We start from the raw sequence: 22,201 nt of genomic DNA on the forward strand, positions 1-22,201 counted from the left end.
GCTAGATCCCGCTGTCCTCCAGCGCCTTGGTCGCCGTGTCGATCCGGGTCTGCAGCTCGCGCATGAACTCGCCGCGCTTCAGGCCGGCGGGGATGGGCTCCAGATACTCGAAGACGATCGTCCCCGGCTTGACGATGAAGCCCTTGTTCCAGTGGCTGCCGCAGTTCAGGGCCAGCGGCGTGACGGGCATGTTCAGCTCGCGATACAGTGCGGCGATGCCGGGCTTGTACTCGCCGGGCTGACCGACGGCGCCGCGCGTGCCTTCCGGGAAGATCACGATCTGGCGTGTCTCCTTCATGCGGTCGACGGCGTCGCGGACCAGCTTTTTCAGCGCGGTCGAGTGGCCGCCGCGATCGACGACCAGCATGCCCGCCTTCAGGCCGTGCCAGCCGAACAGCGGCACCATCAGCAGTTCCTTCTTCATCACGAAGCAGGCGTCGGGCAGCAAGGCGAACTGGCTGAAGACGTCGAACATCGACTGGTGCTTGGGCGCGACCAGGGCGTTTCCGGTCGGTCGGACGCCACGCACCTCGACCTTGACGTCGGCCAGCCAGCGCAGGCCCCAGATCAGGCCCTTGGCCCAGGTCGTCAGCGACCAGGTGTTGACGCGGCGCGGCAGGGGATAGGTGGCGATCATCAGGACCGCCGTCCCGATCGACCACAGCCAGAAGAACAGCTGGAACAGGAACGAACGCAGATAGATCAAGACGCTTCCTTCGCCGCCGGGGCGGCCTTCTCCTTAGGACCCAGGCCTAGGAACGCTTCACGGCCCAGGATCGCCAGGTACTTGCAGTATTCCACGATCATCCGCCGGGCGCTGATCGACGTCTTCCACCAGCGGTGGGCGTTCAGATCGGTCTTCACCGGATAGGGCGACAGCTTCACGCCGGGCATGGCGGCGGACAGCTCCAGCATCGAGCGCGGCATGTGGTAGTCGGCCGTGACCACGATCAGGCTCTGATAGCCCTTTGACTTGGCCCACTCGGCGGTCTCGCGGGCGTTGCCCACCGTGTTGGCGGCGGCGAAGCCCAAGTCCACGCAGCAGTCGTAGATCGGCTTGACCGCCTTGGTCACGGTCTGGACGTCGGCGCGGGTAGCCTCGCGGTTGACGCCGGAGATCAGCAGGCGTTTGCCCTTGCCCTCTTCCAACAGACGGGTGGCGGCTTCCAGGCGCACGTTCGAGGCACCGGTCAGCACCACGACGCCGTCGGCGGTGGGCGGTTCGGGCGCGGGCGTCGACTGGTCCACGCGGCCGGTGAAGGCCAACAGGCCCAGGCCCCAGATCATCAGCGCTATCAAGAGCGCAGCCAAGGTCTTCACGGCATCTCCCCCACGATGCGCGACGCCGCCAGACGGGCCGAAAGACCGGCGACCAGAGCCGCCACCACCGGCGCGGGCAGGGCGGCCAACAGATCGATCCAGGCCAAGGGCAGAACCGGCGCAACCCCCGCGCCGCCGCCGAAATAGCGTGCAACGGCGCCGATGATGGCCGCGCTCGCGCCCCCCAGCAAGCCCGCCAGCGCGCCCATGGTCGCGAAGCGGTTCTGGAACAGGCCGGTGATGAAGCCCTGCTCGGCCCCGGAGAAGTGCAGCACCTCGATCACGTCGCGGCGAGCGGCCAGGCCTGCCCGCGTCGCGAAAGCGATGACGGCGGCCGTCGCCGCGGCGATCAGGGCGAAGACGCCCAAGGCCGCCAGGCGGGCCAGATTGGCGGCGCGCTCGATGTCGGCGATCCAGCGGCTGTGGTCGTCGACCGTGGCGTCGACGCCGGCGACCTTCAGGGCGCGGTCCAGGGTGTCGGCGGTCGGCGGGGTCTTGGGGTCCAGCTCCAGGGTCACCAGGCGCGGCGTCGGCAGGTCGTCGACCAGGGCCTCCTTGCCGATCCAGGGCTCCAGCAGGGCCTCGGCCTTCTCGCGGGTCAGGGCCTGGGCCTCGACCACGCCCTTAATGCCGGCCAGGGTCTCGGCGGCGCGGGCGGCGGCGCTGTCAGGGGTCTCGTTGGCGCGAGCGCGGACCACGACGGTGGCCGAGCCGGTCAGTTGGCTGGTCCAGCCGTGGGCGGCGCGGTTGGCGGCCAGGGCGGCGAAACCCGTCAGGCAGGCCAGGAAGCACAGCACCGCGACCACGAACACCAGCGCCCCGTCACGGCTGTCGCGCGGCGGCAGCAGTGGACCGGGCTTCCAGCGGGCGACTTGGAAGAACTCGCTCATTTGCGGCCTCCCACATTCACGAGGCGGCCTTGATCCAGATGCAGGGTCGGACGGGCGGCGCGGGCCACCAGGTCCTCGTCGTGCGTCGCGATCAGGACGGTGGTGCCCAGGCGGTTCAGCTCGACGAACAGCCGCAGCAGGCGCAGCGACATGGCCGGATCGACATTGCCCGTCGGCTCGTCGGCCAGCAGCACGTCGGGGCGGTCGACGACGGCGCGGGCGATAGCCAGGCGCTGCTTCTCGCCGCCCGACAGGGTGGCGGGCAGGGCGTGCATGCGGTCGCCCAGGCCGACCCAGCTGAGCAGCTCGGCGACATCCTCGCGATAGGTGGCGGGTTTGCGCTTGAGGATGCGCAGGGGCAGGGCGGCGTTGTCGAACACCGACAGGTGTTCCAGCAGCCGGAACTCCTGGAACACCACCCCGATCCGACGGCGCAGGAACGGCAGGTCCGAGGTGTGGGTCAGGCTGACATCACGTCCGAAAAGCTCGACGCGACCCCGTGACGCACGGTGCGCCAGATAGATCAGCTTGAGCAGCGAACTCTTGCCCGCGCCCGAGGCGCCGGTCAGGAAATGGAAGGAGCCCTGGTCCAGGGAAAAGCTTATGTCCCTTAGGGTTTCGGGCGCTCGCCCGTACCGCATCGAGACGCCTTCGAAGCGGACCACCGGTAGGGCGTCATCGCCCTGTTCTGTGTCGATCCGCAAGGCGCGTCACTTGGGTTTCTGGACATCAGGGTTAAAATCAGCGACCCCCTTTAGGTGTGTGGGGAGCGTTCGATTCGCGGCCATGATACTGACCTGTCCGGAGTGCGCCAGCCGCTATTTCGTCGACGACTCCAAGGTGAGCGCGGCAGGTCGCGTCGTGCGTTGCGCCTCGTGCGGGAACAGCTGGACCGCCCGTAGCGAAGAGCCGCTCGACCTCTTTGACGACCCCGAAACGCCGACCCTGGCCAGCCAGCTGGAGTCCGCCGAGCAGCTTCCCGAGAGCGTCGCCGCCAAGGCCGAGGAGCCGCCGGTCAGCGCCCTGCCGGGCGAGGAACTGCCCAAGGTTTTCCGGGCCCGCGCCGACGCCGAGCGTCGCCTGCGCGAAGCCACCGCCACGGGCGTGATCTGGGCCGGCATGGCCGCCGCCATGGCGGTGGTCGTGGTGGCCGCCCTCATCTTCCGCATCGACGTGGTCAAGATCCTGCCGGGCTCGGCGGGCGCCTATGCCGCCGTCGGCCTGCCGGTGAACACCGTGGGCCTGGTCATCGACCGCTCCAGCATCAAGGCCCAACCCTCGATGCAGGACGGCCATGCCGCCGTCACCATCACCGGCTCGATCCGCAACATCACCGAACACGCTGTCCTGTCTCCGCCGCTGCGCGTCGAGCTGCTCAGCAAGGACAGCAAGCGCGTCGCCGGCCAGCTGGCGGCCGCCGCCGACGCCAAGATCCCGCCGGGCGAGGTGCGCCACTTCTCGATCACCTTCCTGGACCCGCCGCGTTCGGCCAAGGACCTGCAGATCGGCTTCGCCACCGAGCCAGGCGCCGCCAAGGCGGTGAAAACCGCCCTGAAGAAGCCCGACGCCCACGGCGCCGAGCCTGAATTGTCGCTACGCGGCGCACAAGAAGCCCCCGCCGAGCACGAAGCGGCTGGACAGGAACCCTCGGGACATGAGAGCGGGGAGGAAACTCCTCCCCCTGCAGACTCTCACGAACCCGCACATCATGAATGACACCAAGAAACCCGAAGTCCTGATCTCGGAAGCCGAGATCGCCGACCGGGTCCAGAAACTGGCCGAAGCCATCGCGCCGCGCATCGACAACGACACCGTCGTGGTCTGCCTGCTGACCGGTGGCCTGTGGTTCGCCGCCGACCTGACCCGCGCCCTCTACAAGGCCGGCCGCGACGTGCGGTTCGACGCCCTGTGGCTGGCCTCCTATCACGACGAGCGCAAGAGCACGGGCCGCTGCGAAGTGCGCGCCGACCTGCAGCGTCCGCTGATCGGCCGCCGCGCTCTGGTCGTCGACGACGTGTTCGACACCGGCCTGTCGCTGTCGGAAGCCGCTCGCCTGGTCAAGGACGCCGGCGCCAGCGAAGTGCTGACCGCCGTCTTCGCCCGCAAGCCCTGGCCCAAGGATCGCGGCATGGAGCCCGACTTCGTCGCCTGGGAAGCCCCCGCGCGCTACCTGGTCGGCTACGGCCTGGACGATGAAGGCAAGAGCCGAGGGCTCCCCTACATCGGCGCGCTGGACTGATAAGCAAAAGGCCCTCTCCGACGGAGAGGGCCTTTTCTCTTTGGGGGCTAGACCCAGTCGGGGACAAGGTCCCGCGCCAGCATCTCGTCATAGGTCGGCCGCTTGCGGATCACCGCATAGCGGTCGCCGTCGACCAGCACCTCCGGCACCAGGGGCCGGGTGTTGTACTCGCTGGCCATGGCCGAGCCGTAGGCGCCGGCCGACATGAAGGCCACCAGGTCGCCGGCCGCGAACGGCGGCAGGGCGCGATCGCGGGTGAAGGTGTCGCCGGTTTCGCAGATCGGGCCGACCACGTCATAGACGGTCTCGCCGGCGCGCTGGATCACCGGGCGGATGTCGTGGAAGGCGTCGTACATGGCCGGGCGGACCAGGTCGTTCATGGCCGCGTCGATGACCAGGAACTTGCGGCCTTCCGGGCGCTCGTGGACGTGGATCACTTCCGAAACCATCACGCCGGCATTGGCGGCGATCACCCGGCCCGGCTCGAAGGCCAGCTTCACCGGCAGGCCCTTGGTGACCTCGCCGACCATGGCGGCGAAGTCGGCGGGCGAGGGCGGTTCGGGGTTGTTGAAATAGGGCACGCCCAGGCCGCCGCCCAGGTCCAGGCGCTCGACCGACAGGCCTTCGCCCAGCAGCTGCTCGACCAGGCCCCGCATCTTGCTGAAGGCCTCGCGCATCGGCGACAGATCAGTGATCTGGCTGCCGATGTGGCAGGCCACGCCGATGGGCTCCAGCGCGGCGTTGTTGCTGGCGTTGGCGTACAGGCGCGCGGCCTCGGCGAACGAGACGCCGAACTTGTTCTCCGACTTGCCGGTGGCGATCTTGGCGTGACCGCCGGCCGCGACGTCCGGATTGACCCGGAAGGCGATCTTGGCGCGCACGCCCAGCTCGGCGGCGACCTGGGCGATCAGGTTCATCTCCGGCTCGGACTCGACATTGATCTCGGCGACGCCGGTCTTCAGGGCGAACTCGATTTCGCGACGGGCCTTGCCGACGCCCGAGAACACGATGCGCTCGGGCGGGATGCCGGCGGCCAGGGCGCGGCGGACCTCGCCTTCCGAGACCGTGTCGGCCCCGGCGCCCAGGTCGCCCAGAACTTTAAGCACCGCGACGTTGGAATTGGCCTTCACGGCGTAGGCGACCAGCGGGTCGACCACGCCGGCGGCGACCAGGGCGTCGCGGAACACGGTGAAGTGCCGCTCCAACGTGGCGCGGCTGTAGACATAGACGGGCGTGCCGACCTCGGCCGCGATCTTGGCCAGGGGCACGCCCTCGCAGGCCAGGCCCTCGGGGCCGTACTCGAAGTGGTTCAATGGAGTCTCTTAGTTGGGCGTGGCGCCGGGGAAGCCCTTGGCGGACGGGCCGCCGAACGGGTCCTTGGTGCCGGGCAGCGGGGCGGCGCGAATGGTGCGGTTGCTGGTGGCCGGGTCGCGGATTTCCTGGTCGCCGCCGGCGCGGGCCGGCTGGTTGGCCTGGGCCGAGGCGGCGCGGCGTTCAGCTTCCCAGGCGGCCTTCTTGGCCGGATCCCACATCGGGGCCGGACGCTCCAGGGCGCCTTGCTTACCGCAGGCGGCGGCCGTGACGGCCAGGGCGGTCAGCGCGAGGATCGTGAGCGGGCGACGGATCATGCGAGAACTTCCTTCCAACGCGCGATCTGGGCGCGGACCTGGGCGGGGGCGGTCCCACCGTAGCTCATGCGGCTGGCCGCCGAGGCGGCCGGAGTCAGAACGGCGTAGACGTCCTGGGTGATCCGGGCCTCGATCGCCTGGAACTGTTCCAAGGTAAGATCGGCCAGATCGACGCCAAGACCCTCGGCCGCCTTTACGGCAGAGCCTGTCACGTGGTGGGCGTCGCGGAAAGGCATGTTCAGCGTCCGCACCAGCCAGTCGGCCAGGTCGGTGGCGGTCGAAAAGCCCGCGCCGGCCGCCTTGGCCATGTTTTCGGTGTTCGGGGTCAGGTCGGCGACCATGCCGGCCATGGCCAGCAGGCTCAGTTCCAGCGCGTCGAAGGCCTCGAAGGTCGGGACCTTGTCCTCCTGCATGTCCTTGGAATAGGCCAGCGGAAGGCCCTTCATGACCACGGTCAGGGTAGTCAACGAGCCCAGGATGCGGCCGACCTTGGCGCGGATCAGTTCGGCGGCGTCCGGGTTCTTCTTCTGCGGCATGATCGAGCTGCCGGTCGTGAAGGCGTCGGTCAGCTTGATGAAGCCGAACATCGGCGTCGTCCACAGCACGATCTCCTCGGCCAGGCGCGACAGGTGCGTGGCGGTGATCGAGGCGGCCGACAGGGCTTCCAGGGCGAAGTCGCGGGCCGAGACGCTGTCCAGCGAGTTGGCGGTCGGACGGTCGAAGCCCAGCGCCGTGGCCGTCTGCTGGCGGTCGATCGGGAAGGGCGAGCCGGCCAGGGCCGCGGCGCCCAGCGGGCACTCGTTCATGCGGGCGCGGGCGTCGCGGAAGCGGCTGGCGTCGCGGCCGAACATCTCGACATAGGCCATCAGGTGGTGGCCGAAGGTCACCGGCTGGGCCGGCTGCAGGTGGGTGAAGCCCGGCATCAGGGCGTCGGCATAGGCCTCGGCCTGAGCCAGCAGGGCCTTCTGGAGGGCTTCCAGCTGGGCAGCCGAGCGGTCGGCGGCGTCGCGCACCCACAGGCGGAAGTCGACGGCCACCTGGTCGTTGCGCGAGCGGGCGGTGTGCAGCCGGCCGGCGGTCGCGCCGATCAGCTCGCGCAGCCGCGCCTCGATGTTCATGTGGATGTCTTCGTATTCGTCACGGAACGGGAAGGTCCCGGTGGCGATCTCGTCCTGGATCTTTGCCAGGCCGCCGAGGATTTCCTCGCCATCGCTGCTTGAAATCACGCCCTGGTTCATCAACATCCGCGCGTGGGCGCGGGAACCCGCCAGGTCTTGCGCCCAAAGGCGCTTGTCGAAGCCGATGGAGACGTTGATCGCCTGCATCAGTTCCGCCGGCTTGGCCGTGAACCGACCGCCCCACATGGCTTGGCCCTGGCTGTTGGCCTTGGGCGTATCGGAGGCGTTGTCGGTCATATGAGCGAAGTCCAATCGGAGGCGGCGGCCAAGAAGCGCAACCCTGTGAGGTTGGCGCTGGGCGGCGTCATCCTCGTCGGCGTGGCGGCGGTTCTATACGTCATCGCCACTGCTTCGTTCAAACCCTCAGGGCCCGCGGACCTCACAGAATTCAAGAAAGGGACGCTGGTAAAGCTGGATGTACCCGCCACGCCGCGCGCCGCGCCGACCACGGTGTTCACCAGCCTGGACGGCAAGCCCACGACTTTGGCCGATTTCAAGGGCCGGGTGGTGGTCATGAACCTGTGGGCGACCTGGTGCGCGCCGTGCAAGGCCGAGATGCCGACCCTGGCCAAGCTGCAGGCCGCCTATGCGACCGCGCCGGTGACCGTGCTGCCGATCAGCGTCGACCGCGACGGCGACCTGAACCTGATCAACGAGGAGATGGCCGCCAATCCGCCGCTGAAGACCTATCGCGATCCGGGCTACAAGCTGTCGTTCGCCATGGAGCCGCGCGCGGCGGGGTATCCGACCACGGTGATCTATGACCGCCAGGGCCGTGAGCGCGCCCGCATGGCGGGGCCCGCCGACTGGTCGGGTCCGGAAGCGCGCGGCATCGTCGAGAAGCTGCTGGCCGAGAAGTGATCGATCCGGCTCTCCTGGAACCCCTGGCCGACGACGCCTGGCCGGCGCGCGAGCGTGACCGGCTGGGCGGCTGGCGGCTGAATGCCTCGTCGGGCCGCTCGATGCGGATCAACGCTTGCTGGCCGTTGGGTGAACCAGACCGCGATCCGGAGGCGGCGCTGGATGGCGCCGAGGGCTGGTTCGCGGCGCGGGGCCTGCCGCCACAGTTCAAGCTGACCGACGGGGTCGTCGCGCCGGCCGACCTGGCCGAGCGCCTGACGGCGCGGGGCTACGCGGCCACCAAGGAGACGGTGGTCATGCTCGGTCCGACGGGCGGGGAGGGGGATCAGGACCTCCGCGTCTCGTCCGCTCCGGATGCAACGTTCGAGGCTGTGTTCACCGCCACGGCCGGCGATCCCGAGGACGGCCGCGAGCGGCTGGAGGCCTTGGGGCGCATTCCCGCCCCGGCGCGGTTCGCCCGGCTGGACATCGACGGCGCCCCGGCGGCGATCGGGGCCTCGGCGATCGGCGGCGGCTTCGCGGGCATTTTCGGCATGCGCACCACGCCGGATCATCGTCGGAAGGGCTTAGCGCGCCGGGTGCTGCGCGGCTTGCTGGCTGAGGCGGGCGCTCTGGGCGCTGAGCGGGCGTGGCTGCAGGTCGAGGCCGACAACGCGCCGGCGATCGCGCTGTACGCCGACGAGGGCTTCGAGCCGGCTTATCGGTATCGGTACTGGACGCGCTGAGCGGTCCGGAAGCTCAAGAACTTCAAATCTCTAATCCGTGTCATCCCGGACGGCGTAGCCGATCCGGGACCCAGGGGCCGGCGCATCGCGGTCGCCCCTGGGTCCCGGCTCTCCGCTTCGCTGCGGCCGGGATGACACTCGAGGGCGTCAAAGATCATCGTTCTATAGACTAGTTTACAAAACAAACTTGTTGATCCATGGTGCGGCCACCTGAAGAGGGGAGCCAAGCCATGCATGCGCCACTCAGCGCCACCGAACGATCCACGGCCGCCCAGATCGGCGGCCGCAACGCCCCGATCGGCGCCTTGCGCGCCTTCATCACCCTGCTGGTGATCGCCCACCACACGGCGCTGGCCTATCACCCGTACGCGCCGCCGCCGAAGGCGTTCGACGCCCAGCCGATCCTGTGGACGGCGTTCCCGGTGGTGGATCCGCAGAAGTTCGGGGGCTTTGGCCTCTTCACCCTGGTCAACGACATGTTCTTCATGTCGCTGATGTTCTTCATCTCGGGGCTCTTCGTCGCCGACGGCCTGCGGGCCAAAGGTGACGGCGGGTTTCTGAGAGGAAGGGTCCTGCGCCTGGGCGCCCCGTTTATCCTGGGCGTGGGACTGCTGGCGCCGCTGGGCTACTATCCGGCATGGCTACAGGCGGGCGGGGCCAATTCGCTCCCGGCCTTCGCGGACGCTTGGACCCATCTGCCGTTCTGGCCCAGCGGCCCAGCCTGGTTCCTGTGGGTGCTGCTGGCCTTCGGCGCGATCGTCACCGCCTTGCACATGGTCGCCCCCGGCGTGATCGACGCCTTGGGCGGCCTGGCCAAGGGCGCGGAGCGCAAGCCGGCCCGCTTTTTCTGGGGCCTGGTCGCGCTGAGCGTGCTGTTCTACCTGCCGCTGGCCATGACCACACCGTTCGGTCACTGGAGCATGTTCGGGCCGTTCCTGGTCCAGACCGCCCGCATCGGCCACTACTTCGTCTATTTCCTGGCCGGGATCGCCGTCGGCGCGGCCGGCGTCGGCTATGGCCTGACGGATCCCGACGGCAAGCTGGCCAAGCGCTGGTGGCTGTGGTGGGCGGCGCCCGTCCTGCCGATCGTCGGCGGCATCGCGGCGATGATCATGGCCTTCTCGCCCAACCCGCCGCCGCGCGCTTTCCTGGACGTGTTCGGCGGGGTCAGCTTCTGCCTGGCCTGCGCGGGCCTGTCCTTCGCGGCCTTGGCGACCTTCCTGCGCTTCGTCCGCAAGACCGGTCCGGTGGGCGCCAGCCTGCAGGCCAACGCCTACGGCATGTACCTGGTCCACTACGTCTTCACCTCGTGGCTGGCCTTCCTGCTGCTGCCGCAGATCTGGGGCGGCCTGGCCAAGGGCTGCGTGGTGTTCGGCGGGGCGGTCGCGCTGAGCTGGCTGACCACGGTGGTCCTGCGTCGCATGCCGCTGTTGGGGCGAATCCTGTGACCAGTCATGATGCAGCGCTGAAGGGGGCCGGGCCCATGAACGACAAGCTGAAGACCGCCCAGGACGACCTGGCCTTCCTGCGCGGCCTGGCCGAGGGCAGCAACGAGCGAGGTGGGTTGGGCGTGGCCGGCGGCGCGCTCTACGGCTCGGCCGGGGTGCTCTACGGCATCCAGACCCTGAGCTATTTCGTCCAGGAGAAGGGCCTGGTCAGCCTGGGGACGACCGGGAACATCGTGATGGCCTGGGCCCCGACGGCGATCTTCCTGGTCCTGATGACCATCGTCATCATCATCGACCGCAAGAACCCTCAGCGCGGCGTCACCAACCGCGCGGTCAACGCCGCCTTTTCGGGGACGGGCATCGCCAACCTGGCGCTGGTCCTGGTCTTCGCCTCGGCCGCCGTGCGCAACCACGACTTCCGTTACTGGCTGTTCCATCCCGCGGTGGTGTTCATCCTGCAGGGCGCGGTCTGGTACGTGATCTTCGTGCTGCGCAAGCGGATCTGGATGGCGCTGGTGGCGATCGGCTGGCTGGTGTCGGGCGTGGCCATGGGGATGCTGATCCATCGCGCGGACCTCTATCTGGCGATCGCGACCTTCGGCCTCTTCGCGCTGATGGGAGTCCCCGGCTTCTTCATGATGCGCCAGGCCCTGCGGCCGGCCGCCTGAGACGATCGTGGCCGGCAAGTTCGACATCAGCGGGCTGGACGACGTCATCCATGGCCGGGTGCGGCTGGGGATCGTCGCCTACCTGGCCAGCGCCGAGGTGGCCGACTTCACCGAGCTGAAGGACCTGCTGGAGGTCACCCAAGGCAACCTGTCGGTCCACCTGCGCAAGCTGGAGGAGGCCGAGTATGTGCTCATCGAGAAGAGCTTCGTCGGCCGCAAGCCCCTGACCCGCGTGCGCCTGACCGAACCGGGCCGGGCGGCCTTCGCCAGCTATTTGAAGGCCATGAGCCAGCTGGTCGAGCAGGCTGGGGGCGGAGGCTAGAAGCCCAGTTCCGCCCGTAGGGCCTCGGGCGACATGCCCGCCGCCCGCAGCTCGCGCAGCGTCTGGGCCTTGTCGCGCTTGGCGTATCGCTTCCCGTCCGGACCCATCAGCAGCCCGTGGTGGCGGTAGGTCGGCGTCGGCAGGTCGAGCAGGGCTTGAAGCAGGCGCTGGATGTGGGCGGCCTCGAACAGGTCGACGCCCCGGATCACGTGGGTGACGCCTTGCAGCGCGTCGTCATGGACCACGGCCAGGTGATAGGCGACGCCGACGTCCTTGCGGGCCAGGACGATGTCGCCGGCGGTCCCGGGCCGCGCCCGGATGACGCCGGTCTCACCATCCGGTCCCGCGCCTTGCTCCAAGAAGGTCAGGCCTTCGAACCCGCCCAGGGCTTCGCGCGCCGCGGCCAGTGACAGCCGCCAGGCGAAGGCCTCGCCACGCTCCAGGCGCTGGGCTTCCTCATCGGCGGGGAGGGGGGCGCCGATATAGGGAACCGCCGGCTCGTGCGGGGCGCGGCCGATGTCGATTTCCTTGCGGGTCTTGAAGCAGCGATAGACCAGGCCGCGCTGGCGCAGGGTCTCGATGGCCGCGTGGAAGTCAGCCAGGTGCTCGGACTGCCGGCGGACGGCCGCTTCCCACTCTAGGCCCAGCCAGGCTAGGTCCTCGAAGATCGCCGCGTCGTAGTCCGGTCGGCAACGGGTGGCGTCGATATCCTCGATGCGCAGCAGGAAGCGGCCGCCGGCTTCGCGCGCGGCCTGATAGGCCGTCAGCGCCGAGAAGGCATGGCCGCGATGCAGGTAGCCCGTCGGGGACGGGGCGAACCGGGTAACGAAGCTCACTTGGGGCCTCAGGCCTTGTCGGTGAACTTCGCAAACATGCCCAGGTGCTCGAACACGGCGCGCAGAAAGGCCTCCTCGCCGCCCAGCAGTTCCTTCAGCGGGGCGAACTGCTTGAAGCCGATCATCTCGGCCAGGCCGTGGCCGGCGCACCAGGCGGCGATGGTCGCCAGCTCCAGGTCGATCTCGCTGACGCCGCCGCCGGCGTTCTCGTCGATGGTGTTGCGCACCTGGCAGTAGGCGCCGTCGTCCTTCAGCTGGTCGGGCAGCGCGTCCTTGTCGCGCGAGCGGTCGTACATCACCCGGTACAGGGCCGGATTGTCGCGGGCGAAGCAGACATAGGCCACGCCCAGATTGGTCATCCGCGCGCGGGGATCCTGCGTCGAGGTGCGAGCGGTCGACAGGGCCACGTCCAGCTCGTGCCAGCCCTCGTGGGCGACGGCTTCGAGCAGCTCGGCCTTGTCCTTGAAGTGGTGATAGGGCGCGGCGGGGCTGACCCCGGCTTCACGCGCCACGGCCCGCAGGGACAGGGCGGCGGGGCCGTCCGTCTCGAGGATCTTGCGCGCGGCGTCGACCAGAGCGCGGCTCAGGTCACCGTGGTGATACGGGCGGGATTCGGCGGTCGCGGTGCTCATCGGCCTCACTCTAACCCCACCTTTCTAAAATTTCATCCAAACGCTGTAAAGATCATCTTGACGGCGTTTAGATATGCGCTATCTAAGCATCGTCCAGATTGGTTCGGCCAATCGCCCGCTGGGGGCGAGGACAACAAGAGAGGGACTATCGTCATGCAACGCACGCTCAACGCCTTTGAAACCGCCTTCGACCGTCTGGCCGCCGGCTACTTCCTCGTGATCGCCCTGGGCGTCGCCGCCGCTGTCGTCGGCGTGGCCATCTAAGAGTTCGATTGCTCGCGAACGGCGGGGCGTCCCTGATCCCCCAGGAACCCCGCCGCCGCGTTCGGCTTGAACCGCTCCGAAGACGGAGCTAACCAAGTCAGGACGCGTTAGGCCTCCGACGCCGCATCACCGTCGCGCGTCCCAGGCTTTCTCCATGATCCAAGACTTCTTCCGATGAGCGTCGCCTTCACGAAAGAGGGCGACAGCGAGGCCTTCGCGGCGGACCTGCCCGATCGCCCGATCTCCACCCATCCCAATCTTGTGACGCCCGAGGGGCTCGACCTGATCGAGGCCGAGCTGGCCGCTGCTCGTGCCGCGTACAGCGCCGCCCAGAGCGCCGGCGGGGCCGCCGATGGCGACCGCACCGCCATGGCCCGCGCCACCCGCGACCTGCGCTACTGGTCCTCGCGCCGCGCCACCGCTCAGCTGATGGAACGCGATCCGGCCAAGACCGTCGTGCAGTTCGGCGATCGCGTGACTTTCGAGCGAGAGGACGGCCGCGTGCAGACCTTCCGTATCGTCGGCGAGGACGAGGCCGATCCCGCCCAGGGCTCGGTGTCCTATGTCGCGCCGATCGCCCGCGCCCTGCTGGGCAAGGCCGTCGGCGACAGCTCGCCCGCGCCCGGCGGCGAAGTCGAGATCACGCAGATCGGATAGTTCAGCAAGAAGCGGATTGTCATTCGGCAGGGGAAGCTCCACCTGCGAGGGATGTTCGTTCCGCCGACAGCCGCAGCGCTTCTGGAAGCTCGCAAGCATCTCGCCGCCGTCGACCCGGCCTTGGCGGCGATGGAGGCCGTCACCCCTTTGTTCGAATGGCGCGTCAGCCTGGGCGGCTTTCCGGGCCTTTTGAAGATGGTCGTGCAACAGCAGGTCAGCCTGGCCTCGGCCGCCGCCATCTGGGCGCGGGTCGAGGCAGGGCTGCCCGAGATGACGCCCGAGGCGGTGATCGGCCACGAGGACGCCTATCTGCTGACCCTGGGCCTGTCGCGCCCCAAGGCCCGCTACGCTCGCGCCCTGGCCGAGGCGCACGTCACCGGCGCCTGCGATTTCGACGCTTTGCCGGGCCTGTCGGACGAAGAGGCCATCGCGGCCCTGACGGCCATCACCGGCATCGGCCGCTGGACCGCCGAGGTCTATCTGATGTTCACCCAAGGCCGCCTCGACATGTTCCCCGGCGGCGACGTCGCCCTGCAGGAAGCCATGCGTTGGGCCGACCGCGCCGAGGTGCGGCCGAACGAGAAACAAGCCTATCAGCGTGCGGAGCTTTGGCGTCCCTACCGGGGTGTCGCCGCGCATCTGCTGTGGGCCTGCTACGGCGCCGTCAAACGACGCGAGATCGCGCCTTTCTAAGACCCTTCAGCGAGATGTCTTGGTTCTGTCGCTGACATGGCCCATCCTTTCCATGCGTTCGGGGATGAATGGCGATTCCCAGAATTGCGTAGGAAGGAGGCCCGTCTTCAGTCCTGTCGCGTACCAAATCAGCCGAGGCGCTGAACGTTTCGACGTTCGCCTTGAAGGGGGGCTCTAATGCAGGTCCTCACGCGTCCACCGTCGGGCATGCCGGCCCTGGTGCTCAACGCCGACTTCCGGCCTCTTAGCTATTATCCGCTGTCCCTCTGGCCTTGGCAGGAGGTGATCAAGGCGGTGTTCCTGGATCGCGTCGACGTCGTGGCCAGCTACGACCAGGTCGTCCATTCGCCATCCTTCGAGATGCGGCTGCCCAGCGTCGTGGCGCTGAAGCAGTACGTCCCCCAGGAGCGGCCGCCGGCCTTCACCCGCTTCAACCTGTTCCTGCGCGACAGCTTCAGCTGCCAGTATTGCGGCTCGCCCGAGGACCTGACCTTCGACCACGTGATCCCCCGCTCGCGAGGCGGTCGGACCACCTGGGAGAACATCATTACGGCCTGCGCGCCCTGCAACCTGGCCAAGGGCGGCCGCACGCCGCGCGAAGCCGGCATGCAGCCGTTTCACCACGCCCGCCGCCCGTCGATGCACGAGCTGCAGGAACGGGGCCGCAGGTTCCCGCCCGGCCGTCTGCACGTCAGCTGGCTGGACTATCTGTATTGGGACATCGAGCTGGAGGCTTAGGGCTCCACACAGCAAAACGGCCCGGGCTATCTTTGAGGAGAGGCGTCCCGGGCCGTGGCTGTGAGGCGGAAGGGGATCAGACCGCCTGAGCTGCACCATAAAATGCAGCGCTATGGCGAAGGTTCCGGCTTGGCGCGGAAAATGTTTCAGCGGCGCAACATGGGATATGTCGGGCGCTGAACGATGCAACCCTAACCTCGACCAATGGGTTTTTACAGCCGAGGCAAAAGCCACGGGAGGTTACCCATGAACCGCAACACCACCGAAGACGGCGACAAGCGCCACTTCACCCACGGTACGGCCGCTTCGACCGCCGACATGGCTTCGGAAGGCAAGGTCCGTCCGGAAGATCGCCACATCGACGCGCCGCATGCGCGCGAAGCCAAGCGTCCGCTGGCCGATGGCGAGAAGCACGACCAGCTGGCCGGCAAGGTCGCCCAGTCCGAAAGCCGTCAGGAAGCGCTGCTGGACGAAGGTCTGGAAGAGAGCTTCCCGGGCAGCGACCCGGTCAGCGTCAAGCGCATCACCTGATCAGCGGGCCGGAAACCGGCGGGCGGCGCGTTCGGCGAAGCTGAGCACGACGCCCGTCTCGGCTTCGGGTTCGACGATGGTCGGCTCGAAAGCTACGACCGGACGCCGGCGCGGCTGGCGACGGTCGAGAGCCGCGATCTGATCGAAGGTCAGGTCGCCTTGCTCGCGGGCCATCTTGCGGACCGTCTCGATCATACTGGCGCCGTAGATGGTCAGGATGCCGGCCGCGTCGGCCAGCCAGTCGGGGATGTTGCCGTCGCGATGGGCGATGACCTGCGCGACCTCGACGCCCGCGCCGAGCACCAGGGCCGCGATCATCAGGTCGTTGCGGCGCATCCGCGGAAACGCCAGGAACGAAACCGCCAGCAGGCCGCCGAACGCGATCGCGTGGGCGGCCTTGTCGTTCAAGCCGAAGATTGCTTCGGCCCCCTGGAACGGACCCAGGGTCAGCACGGCCACCGCCAGGGAGCCGACCACCAGCGTGACGCGGGCGGCGGTGACGAAATGGGCGGGCTTGAACATGAGACGCGACCTTCGGAAGGAACGTATCGGTCCTAACAGCGAAGGTCGCGCCATTCGGTAAATGGGCAGGGTTAGCGAGACCCTACTTCTTTTCGGCTTCAGCCTTCTTCTTGGCCTCGGCTTCGGCCTTGGCGGCGTCTTCCTGGGCCTTGGCCCAGACCTGATACTCTTCGAGATAGGGCTGGCGGCGCAGGATCTTCGAGGCCGGGTCGACGATCACCGGCGCGGTGTCGCCCACGGTCAAACGGCCGGTTCCGTCGGCCATCGGCACGGTGACCAGCTTGTCGCCGACCTTGACCTCGACGGGCAGGGGGAAGGGCTTGTCCTTCGGGGTCTTCCACTTCAGCACCAAGTCGCCGCCCTCGCGGGTTTGGATCAGGTCGGGCAGCTGGGCCTCGTATAGATAGACGTCGAAGAACCAGCCATAGTCCTTGCCGGTCACCTGGTTGACGATCTTGATGTAGTCCTTGGTGCCGAGATAGTGCGGCGCGAAGTTGCCCGGCTTGGGATCAGGCGTGCCATAGACGGCGATGCGGGTGATCTTGAAGAACGTCTCGTCGCCCAGCAGCTGCCGCAGCGTGTGCAGCATGTTGGCGGCCTTGTAGTAGATGTCGTTCCCGGGACCGCGGTCGCCGTTATAGACGTCGTCTTCCTTCAGCTGCCTGCCCGAGACGATCGGGAACCTGTTCTTGCTGTCGACGCGCATCTTGTTCAGCCGCGCCATATATTCCATGTCGCCGTGCAGCCATTGCGACATCAGCGGCTGCATGTAGCTGCCGTAGCCCTCGTGCAGCCACATGTCGTCGTTGTCGGTGTTGGTCAGCTGGTTGCCGAACCACTCGTGCGCGAACTCGTGCTGCAGCAGCCAGTCGAAGCCGTAGATCTCTTCCTTGTACTTGTTGCCGTAGGCGTTGATCGTCTGGTGCTCCATGCCCAGGTGCGGGGTCTCGACCACGCCCATCTTCTCGTCGCGGAACGGGTACGGGCCGATCATCTGCTCGTAGAAGTCCAGCATCGGCGTGAACTCGGCGAACAGGCCCTTGGCCTTCTCGGCATTGCCCTTCAGGTACCAGAACGCCATCGGCACGGTGTCGCCGAAGCGGCTCTTGTAGGCGCCCGACAGCTCCTCGTAGGGGCCGACGTCCAGGGCGATGGCGTAGGTGTTGGGGTTCTTGGTCTGCCAGTTGTAGGTCCGCCAGCCGTCCTTTTCGGTCATGCCCTTGAAGACGCCGTTGGCCGGGGCGACCAGCGGAGCGGGGACGGTGATGTGCAGGTCGACCAGCTTGGGCTCGCCCATCGGGTAGTCGATGCAGGGCCAGAAGATGTCGCAGCCATCACCTTGCACGGCGGTGGCGATCCAGGGCTCGCCGGTCTCGGTCTTGCTCCAGACGAAGCCGCCGTCCCACGGCGCGCGCTTGGCCTCCAGTGGAACGCCGGCATAGGTGACGACCACCGTTACGGACTTGCCCTTGGCCACGGCCTTGGGGAGCTTGATGGTCATCCGGCCTTCCGGATTGGTCCAGGTGGCCGCCTTGCCATCGACGGTCAGCTTGCTGATCGCGAACACGCGGTCGAAGTCCAGGACCAGGGTCTTCAGCGCCGACTTGGCCGTGAAGGTCAGGGTCGCTTCGCCCTCGATCGCCTTCTTGTCGGGCAGGATCTTGAACTTCAGGTCGGCGTGGTCGAAGGCCAGGGCCTGCTGCTCGGCGGGCATGGCGCCGCCGGTCTCGAGCGATAGTTCGCTGGTCTTGAGCGGCTCGGCCGCATGCGCAGTGGAAAGCGCAAGCAGCGACGCCGCGCAGGCGGCGAGGTTACGGAAGGACAAGTGGGCGACTCCCCAACGCGATGACGTGTTGGGGCGTATCGGTAGGCCCGAGCGGGCCAAACGCCAAGCTTCAGATCTTTTCGCTGATCTTGATGGCGGCGCGGCAGCCGGCCTGGATCACGGCGGTGAGCAAGGGATAGGCAGTCGCCTCGTGTGCGCCTTCCTCGATGGCCAGGTCACGGTGGGCCAGCTCGTCGTCGCGGAACTGGGTCAGCTCGGCGGCGAGGGCAGGATCGCGGTCCTTCAGCTCTTCGATCTGGCCGGCATAGTGTTGCTCGATGACGTTCTCGACGGCTTCGGTGCAGGCGTGGGCGGCCTTGTCGCCCAGCAGGGCTGTGCCCGCGCCGAGCGCGAAAGCGGCCGCGCGCCAGACCGGCGACATCAGGGTCGGGCGCACATTGCGCTCGGTCAGCAGTTCGTTGAAGCGGGTCAGGTGGACCTGCTCGTGGCCCTCCATCTCCTTCAGCTGGTCGGCGATACGCTCGCGGCCCGGCGCGTTTCGCATGACCGCCGCCTGGCCACGATAGATGTGTACGGCCGCCAGCTCGCCAGCCTGGTCGACGCGCAGGATCTCGGCGAGGCGCGAGCTCAGCGCGCCTTGACCGGGGCGAGGGGGGACCGGACGGGTCATTACAGCGTCTCCGCCTTGCGCAGGCCCGCCAGCGCCGACCAGACGGCCAGCTTCAGCGAGACCAGGGCGTTCCAGCCGGCCATCGACAGGCCCAGGAACACCCAGGCGGCCTTGTCGCACATCGGCGCCTTGACCTGCATCGTGCCGTTCAGCATGGCCGAGAGGTTGGCGGCGCTGGCCGCGCCGCTGCCGGTGCAGGTGGTCGGGCCCGGCCACCACTTCCACTCGACGCCGGCGTGGAACACCGCCAGGCCCGCGCCATACAGGAAGATCGCGCCCAGCAGCAGGTTCACCGGCTGACGCAGGCGCGCCCACAGCCGCGTACGCTGCAGAACCGCGCCGATCAGGCCGACGGTTCCGGCGACCCAATAGACCTCCCGCGCCTTCAGGCAGAGGTGGCAGGGGGCGAGGTGGCCGAAGGTCTCGAACGAGTGCGCGATGGCCAGCATCAGCGCGCTGGACAGGAAAGCGACCAGCGGCCAGTGGCGCGTGACCAGGTCATAGACCGTGGCGATGAAGGTCGGCGCAGCGGCTTCAACCGCCGGCGCGGGACCGCGCACGGGCGTCGCGGCCGGCGTTTCGGTCTTGTGGTCTTCGTTATTCGTCATGCGGCGCAAGCTCCACCATGTCCGCCCCCGCCCAGGAGATGGCTGGCGGTGAGGCCGATGACAAGGAGGGCGATCAAAAGGCCGGCGAAGAGGGCGAGGCGGCGCTCGACGATCGGCAGCAGGGTCGGGCCGAACTTCTTGATGATGAAGGCCACCAGGAAGAAGCGGGCGCCGCGCGTCACCACCGAGGCGGCGATGAAGATCGGGAAGGCAAAGGCGGCCAGGCCCGAGGCGATGGTCACCAGCTTGTAGGGGATCGGGGTCAGGCCCTTGGCCAGGATCACCCACACGCCGTATTTGGCGTACCAGCACTGGAACTCGGCCAAGCCGCCGGCGTGGCCGGTGGCGGCCATCATCCACAGGCCGAAGTCACGCAGGAAGTAGCCGATGGCGTAACCCAGGCAGCCGCCCAGCACCGAGGCGATCGTGCAGATCAGCGCGTAGTTCCAGGCCTTTTCCGGCTTGGCCAGGCACATCGGAGCCAGCATCACGTCCGGCGGGATCGGGAAGAACGAGCTCTCGGCGAACGAGACCGCGAAGAGGCTCTTCGAAGCGTGTTTGGAAGCGGCCAGGCCCATGACCCAGTCGTACATACGGCGCAGCATGCGGACTCCGAAGAACGTGATGCGCCGTTGCTAGCAGGGTGGGACCAGCTTGTCCGCAAGGATGTCGGCGCGCGCGGCTTCCCGGCCCACGCGCGCCTCCATTCCGATCAGAACTTCAGCGCTAGGGAGACGCTGTAGTTACGGCCGGGCTGGCTGTAGCCGTCCTTGACGGTGGAGTTGTCGGCCAGGCCGCGCGCGTCGGCCCACCACCAATACTTCTCGTCGGTCAGGTTGAAGACGCCGCCGCGCAGGGTGACGTTCTGGGTGACCGCCCACCAGGCCGTCAGGTCGCCGACGGTGAACGAGGGCGGGGTGAAGCAGTTGAGCGGCGAACTGCCGGGAACGACCCCGGTGCACGACACGCCGGCGCGGCCGGCCGACTTGCGGTCCGAGTGAATGACCGAAAGGTCGCCGCCGAACTTGCCCGAGGGCGCGCGATAGGTGACGCCGCCCGTCAGCTTGACCGGGTCGATCGAGGTCAGGGGCGTGTTGACGCCGTTCGAACGCGAGGCGCCGCGCGCATAGGAGGCGGCCGCGCGGGCGGTGAAGCCGTAGCCCAGGTCGAACGAGCCCTTGGCCTCTGCGCCGCTGATCTTCACGCCCGACAGGTTGACGTACTGATAGACGGCCGGATTGGTCGGCGTGAAGTTACCGGCCACCTGCACCTGCTCGATGAAGTCGTCGTACTCGCCCGTGAAGCCGGTGACGGCCACGCGCCAGCCGTTGCGGTGCAGGCGGAAGCCGGCTTCCAGGGTCTTGCTGGTCTCGGGCTTCAGGTCAGGGTTCGAGATCGAGCGGTAGTTCGAGATCGGGTTGGCGAAGCCCGTGTTCACTTGCGACGGGGAGGGGGCCTTGAAGCCCGCCGCCACGTTGGCGAACACGGTCACGAGGTCGGTAGCGTCCCAGACCAGGCCCAGCTTCGGCGAAACGTGCGTGTCGCTCTGGCCCGAGCTGGGAATCGTGAACAGCGGGTCCGACTTCGGATCCAGCTTGTAGTAGTCCAGGCGCACGGCCGGATAGATGGTCACCGGACCAGCCGTGATCTCGTCCTGGACGTACAGGCCGGCCAGGGTGAAGTCCGTGGTCGGGAAGGCCTTGGCGGGGAAGGTCTCGCCGGCCGGCGGCACGGTGCCGTCGCGCGTGCCCTGCTGGCGGGTGATCGAGGCGTCGCCGCCCCAGACGATCTCATGCTTGAACGCGCCCTGGTCGAACACGCTGTGCAGCTCGACGGCGGCGCCCAGCACGCGGTTGTCGAAGGTGGCGTCGCGGGTGCGGTCGGCGGCGGTCGAGCGGTCCTCGGCCGAGAACTGGCGGGTCGTGCTCTTCTGCCAATACAGCGAGGTGCGGGCGGCGTTGATCAGGCCCTGGCCGTTGTCGAAGCGGTGGTCCAGGGCGACGCGGTCGCGCTTGACCCGGTCGAAGGCGGTCAGGCCGATGACGCTGGTCGCGGCCAGCGGCGGCTTGGCGATAGCCGACAGCACGTTCCAGTCGACGTCGCGATCCATGTGGTCGACGGTCAGGCGGAAGCGGTTGTTGTCGTTGGGGCTGTAGACCAGCTTGCCCAGCACCGAGTTGGACTGGTTGTCCTCGGGATTGGCCGTCGTGCGGTCGGTGTTGGCAGAGTTGTTCGTGCCGGCTGTCTCCTGGCCCTCGCCGTCGCGGCGGGTGTAGGCGACCAGGGCTTCCCAGCGGTCGGACTTGCCGGCCAGCACCAGGCTCTCGGTCCAGCTCTTGTCGGCCGAGGCGTAGCCGACGCGGGCGCGGACGGCGAAATTCTTGCCGTCCTTCAGGATGTCGGACGGGTCCTTGGTGATGAAGGTGACCGAGCCGGCCAGGCCGTCGGCGCCGTACAGGGCCGAGGCGGGACCACGCACGATCTCGACCGATTTCAGGATATCGAGGTCCACATAGTCGCCGCGACCGGTCGACTGGGCGCCGAAGGCGAAGCCGTCCGGCGCGCGCACGCCGTCGACGACGATCAGCACGCGATTGCCTTCCAGGCCGCGGATGTTGAAGCCGGCATTGCCGTCACGGCCCGTCGAGGCGCCGGCGGCGGTGAAGCGGGCAGGGGCGTTGCGCACCGACACGCCCGGCTCGTCGCGGACCAGGTCCTTGATGTCGCGAACCAGGCCGTCCTCGATCTCTTCCGACGAGATGACGCTGACGGTCACCGGGGCCTGCGAGACGGTCTTTTCCGAGCGCGTAGCGGTGACGGTGACCTTGTCGACTTCGGCCGAGTCGGCGGCGGTGTTGACGTCAGCAGCGTAGGCGGCGGTGGCCAGCAGGGCGGCGGTCGAGGCGGCCGCCAGGGCTGCCAAACTCAGGCGAGACATCGATATCCCCTCGATGGTGCTTCTGCGAGTTAATCGCATCTTATGGC

At 68.0% G+C, this 22,201-nt stretch carries 27 protein-coding genes and 1 pseudogene; 12 read left to right on the top strand and 16 right to left on the bottom strand.

Features of this window, described 5'->3' with window-relative positions:
• Nucleotide 1: 1 nt before the first annotated feature.
• Genes AC07NF_RS17135 through ftsE form a run of 4 tightly spaced genes read right to left on the bottom strand, consistent with a single transcriptional unit; the run spans nucleotide 2 to nucleotide 2,914 of the window.
• Nucleotides 2-706 (bottom strand): lysophospholipid acyltransferase family protein, encoded by a 705-nt coding sequence (locus tag AC07NF_RS17135; protein ID WP_494628825.1) that lies wholly within the window; start codon nucleotides 704-706, stop codon nucleotides 2-4.
• Nucleotides 703-1,320, bottom strand: coding sequence for a YdcF family protein (locus tag AC07NF_RS17140; protein WP_492812329.1), 618 nt, complete (start codon nucleotides 1,318-1,320; stop codon nucleotides 703-705). Before AC07NF_RS17140 ends, AC07NF_RS17135 begins: the two co-directional genes overlap by 4 nt.
• Nucleotides 1,317-2,210, bottom strand: coding sequence for a cell division protein FtsX (locus tag AC07NF_RS17145; protein WP_494628824.1), 894 nt, complete (start codon nucleotides 2,208-2,210; stop codon nucleotides 1,317-1,319). The genes AC07NF_RS17140 and AC07NF_RS17145 overlap by 4 nt, the downstream gene beginning before the upstream one ends.
• Nucleotides 2,207-2,914, bottom strand: a complete 708-nt coding sequence (ftsE, locus tag AC07NF_RS17150; protein ID WP_494628823.1) for a cell division ATP-binding protein FtsE — start codon at nucleotides 2,912-2,914, stop codon at nucleotides 2,207-2,209. The genes AC07NF_RS17145 and ftsE overlap by 4 nt, the downstream gene beginning before the upstream one ends.
• 58 nt (nucleotides 2,915-2,972) lie before the next feature.
• Between ftsE and AC07NF_RS17155 the strand changes: the two genes are divergently transcribed.
• On the top strand, nucleotides 2,973-3,926 hold the full coding sequence (locus AC07NF_RS17155) for an MJ0042-type zinc finger domain-containing protein (RefSeq protein ID WP_494628822.1): 954 nt from the start codon (nucleotides 2,973-2,975) through the stop codon (nucleotides 3,924-3,926).
• Nucleotides 3,865-4,449 carry a phosphoribosyltransferase gene (locus AC07NF_RS17160; protein ID WP_494628821.1) on the top strand — a complete coding sequence of 195 codons (585 nt, stop codon included), beginning with the start codon at nucleotides 3,865-3,867 and terminating at the stop codon, nucleotides 4,447-4,449. Before AC07NF_RS17155 ends, AC07NF_RS17160 begins: the two co-directional genes overlap by 62 nt.
• Before the next feature lie 47 nt (nucleotides 4,450-4,496).
• Here the strand turns inward: AC07NF_RS17160 and lysA are convergent, their stop codons facing one another.
• The 3 genes from lysA to argH are packed head-to-tail and all read right to left on the bottom strand — an operon-like array spanning nucleotide 4,497 to nucleotide 7,492.
• The gene (gene lysA / locus AC07NF_RS17165) at nucleotides 4,497-5,762 is read right to left on the bottom strand and encodes a diaminopimelate decarboxylase (RefSeq protein ID WP_494628820.1); all 1,266 of its coding nucleotides are present in this window, start codon (nucleotides 5,760-5,762) and stop codon (nucleotides 4,497-4,499) included.
• A 9-nt stretch (nucleotides 5,763-5,771) separates the two neighbouring features.
• Nucleotides 5,772-6,077 (bottom strand): hypothetical protein, encoded by a 306-nt coding sequence (locus AC07NF_RS17170; RefSeq protein ID WP_494628819.1) that lies wholly within the window; start codon nucleotides 6,075-6,077, stop codon nucleotides 5,772-5,774.
• The gene (gene argH / locus AC07NF_RS17175) at nucleotides 6,074-7,492 is read right to left on the bottom strand and encodes an argininosuccinate lyase (protein ID WP_494628818.1); all 1,419 of its coding nucleotides are present in this window, start codon (nucleotides 7,490-7,492) and stop codon (nucleotides 6,074-6,076) included. Before argH ends, AC07NF_RS17170 begins: the two co-directional genes overlap by 4 nt.
• Here argH and AC07NF_RS17180 point away from each other — a divergent pair, their 5' ends adjacent.
• Complete coding sequence (locus tag AC07NF_RS17180; protein ID WP_494628817.1) at nucleotides 7,493-8,116, top strand: TlpA family protein disulfide reductase; 624 nt, start codon at nucleotides 7,493-7,495, stop codon at nucleotides 8,114-8,116. It begins immediately after the preceding gene.
• Nucleotides 8,113-8,841, top strand: a complete 729-nt coding sequence (locus tag AC07NF_RS17185; RefSeq protein ID WP_494628816.1) for a GNAT family N-acetyltransferase — start codon at nucleotides 8,113-8,115, stop codon at nucleotides 8,839-8,841. Before AC07NF_RS17180 ends, AC07NF_RS17185 begins: the two co-directional genes overlap by 4 nt.
• 56 nt (nucleotides 8,842-8,897) lie before the next feature.
• Here AC07NF_RS17185 and AC07NF_RS17190 read toward each other — a convergent pair.
• Nucleotides 8,898-8,999, bottom strand: a pseudogene (locus tag AC07NF_RS17190) (hypothetical protein); the annotation flags it as partial.
• Between the two features lie 72 nt (nucleotides 9,000-9,071).
• Between AC07NF_RS17190 and AC07NF_RS17195 the strand changes: the two are divergent.
• From AC07NF_RS17195 to AC07NF_RS17205, 3 genes are read left to right on the top strand one after another with little or no spacing between them, the layout of a single operon-like run.
• A complete protein-coding gene (locus tag AC07NF_RS17195) occupies nucleotides 9,072-10,289 on the top strand; it encodes an acyltransferase family protein (protein ID WP_494628815.1) in 1,218 nt (405 codons plus the stop codon).
• Nucleotides 10,290-10,324: 35 nt separating this feature from the next.
• Nucleotides 10,325-10,957: a hypothetical protein gene (locus AC07NF_RS17200; protein ID WP_494628814.1), complete on the top strand. Its 633-nt coding sequence runs from the start codon at nucleotides 10,325-10,327 to the stop codon at nucleotides 10,955-10,957.
• 7 nt (nucleotides 10,958-10,964) lie between these two features.
• Nucleotides 10,965-11,279: a winged helix-turn-helix domain-containing protein gene (locus AC07NF_RS17205; RefSeq protein WP_494628813.1), complete on the top strand. Its 315-nt coding sequence runs from the start codon at nucleotides 10,965-10,967 to the stop codon at nucleotides 11,277-11,279.
• Here AC07NF_RS17205 and gluQRS read toward each other — a convergent pair.
• Together gluQRS and AC07NF_RS17215 are read right to left on the bottom strand one after the other, a co-directional pair.
• A complete protein-coding gene (gluQRS, locus tag AC07NF_RS17210) occupies nucleotides 11,276-12,115 on the bottom strand; it encodes a tRNA glutamyl-Q(34) synthetase GluQRS (RefSeq protein WP_494628812.1) in 840 nt (279 codons plus the stop codon). The genes AC07NF_RS17205 and gluQRS overlap by 4 nt on opposite strands.
• Nucleotides 12,116-12,123: 8 nt before the next feature.
• On the bottom strand, nucleotides 12,124-12,747 hold the full coding sequence (locus AC07NF_RS17215; RefSeq protein WP_494628811.1) for a TetR/AcrR family transcriptional regulator: 624 nt from the start codon (nucleotides 12,745-12,747) through the stop codon (nucleotides 12,124-12,126).
• A gap of 153 nt (nucleotides 12,748-12,900) precedes the next feature.
• On the opposite strand from AC07NF_RS17215, the gene AC07NF_RS17220 reads away from it, so the two are divergent.
• The 5 genes from AC07NF_RS17220 (at nucleotide 12,901) to AC07NF_RS17240 (ending at nucleotide 15,630) form a co-directional block, all read left to right on the top strand.
• The gene (locus AC07NF_RS17220) at nucleotides 12,901-13,011 is read left to right on the top strand and encodes a hypothetical protein (protein ID WP_291872289.1); all 111 of its coding nucleotides are present in this window, start codon (nucleotides 12,901-12,903) and stop codon (nucleotides 13,009-13,011) included.
• 174 nt (nucleotides 13,012-13,185) lie between these two features.
• Nucleotides 13,186-13,668 carry a transcription elongation factor GreA gene (gene greA / locus AC07NF_RS17225; RefSeq protein ID WP_492812303.1) on the top strand — a complete coding sequence of 161 codons (483 nt, stop codon included), beginning with the start codon at nucleotides 13,186-13,188 and terminating at the stop codon, nucleotides 13,666-13,668.
• Nucleotides 13,669-13,719: 51 nt separating this feature from the next.
• On the top strand, nucleotides 13,720-14,361 hold the full coding sequence (locus tag AC07NF_RS17230; protein ID WP_494628810.1) for a DNA-3-methyladenine glycosylase family protein: 642 nt from the start codon (nucleotides 13,720-13,722) through the stop codon (nucleotides 14,359-14,361).
• A gap of 177 nt (nucleotides 14,362-14,538) precedes the next feature.
• Complete coding sequence (locus tag AC07NF_RS17235; protein ID WP_492812302.1) at nucleotides 14,539-15,099, top strand: HNH endonuclease; 561 nt, start codon at nucleotides 14,539-14,541, stop codon at nucleotides 15,097-15,099.
• Between the two features lie 246 nt (nucleotides 15,100-15,345).
• A complete protein-coding gene (locus AC07NF_RS17240) occupies nucleotides 15,346-15,630 on the top strand; it encodes a hypothetical protein (protein WP_492812300.1) in 285 nt (94 codons plus the stop codon).
• Here the strand turns inward: AC07NF_RS17240 and AC07NF_RS17245 are convergent, their stop codons facing one another.
• The 6 genes from AC07NF_RS17245 to AC07NF_RS17270 all read right to left on the bottom strand — a co-directional run bounded on the left by AC07NF_RS17245 (nucleotide 15,631) and on the right by AC07NF_RS17270 (nucleotide 22,154).
• Nucleotides 15,631-16,152 (bottom strand): VanZ family protein, encoded by a 522-nt coding sequence (locus AC07NF_RS17245; protein ID WP_494628809.1) that lies wholly within the window; start codon nucleotides 16,150-16,152, stop codon nucleotides 15,631-15,633.
• Between the two features lie 82 nt (nucleotides 16,153-16,234).
• Complete coding sequence (locus AC07NF_RS17250; protein ID WP_494628808.1) at nucleotides 16,235-17,977, bottom strand: M1 family metallopeptidase; 1,743 nt, start codon at nucleotides 17,975-17,977, stop codon at nucleotides 16,235-16,237.
• A 70-nt stretch (nucleotides 17,978-18,047) separates the two neighbouring features.
• Nucleotides 18,048-18,608, bottom strand: a complete 561-nt coding sequence (locus AC07NF_RS17255) for a demethoxyubiquinone hydroxylase family protein (RefSeq protein WP_494628807.1) — start codon at nucleotides 18,606-18,608, stop codon at nucleotides 18,048-18,050.
• Nucleotides 18,608-19,216, bottom strand: coding sequence for a disulfide bond formation protein B (locus tag AC07NF_RS17260; protein WP_494628806.1), 609 nt, complete (start codon nucleotides 19,214-19,216; stop codon nucleotides 18,608-18,610). The genes AC07NF_RS17255 and AC07NF_RS17260 overlap by 1 nt, the downstream gene beginning before the upstream one ends.
• Nucleotides 19,213-19,821 (bottom strand): YqaA family protein, encoded by a 609-nt coding sequence (locus AC07NF_RS17265; RefSeq protein WP_494628805.1) that lies wholly within the window; start codon nucleotides 19,819-19,821, stop codon nucleotides 19,213-19,215. Before AC07NF_RS17265 ends, AC07NF_RS17260 begins: the two co-directional genes overlap by 4 nt.
• Before the next feature lie 107 nt (nucleotides 19,822-19,928).
• A complete protein-coding gene (locus tag AC07NF_RS17270; protein WP_494628804.1) occupies nucleotides 19,929-22,154 on the bottom strand; it encodes a TonB-dependent hemoglobin/transferrin/lactoferrin family receptor in 2,226 nt (741 codons plus the stop codon).
• Between the last annotated feature and the right edge of the window lie 47 nt (nucleotides 22,155-22,201).

This window comes from Caulobacter sp. GW821-FHT10A06, assembly GCF_059415805.1.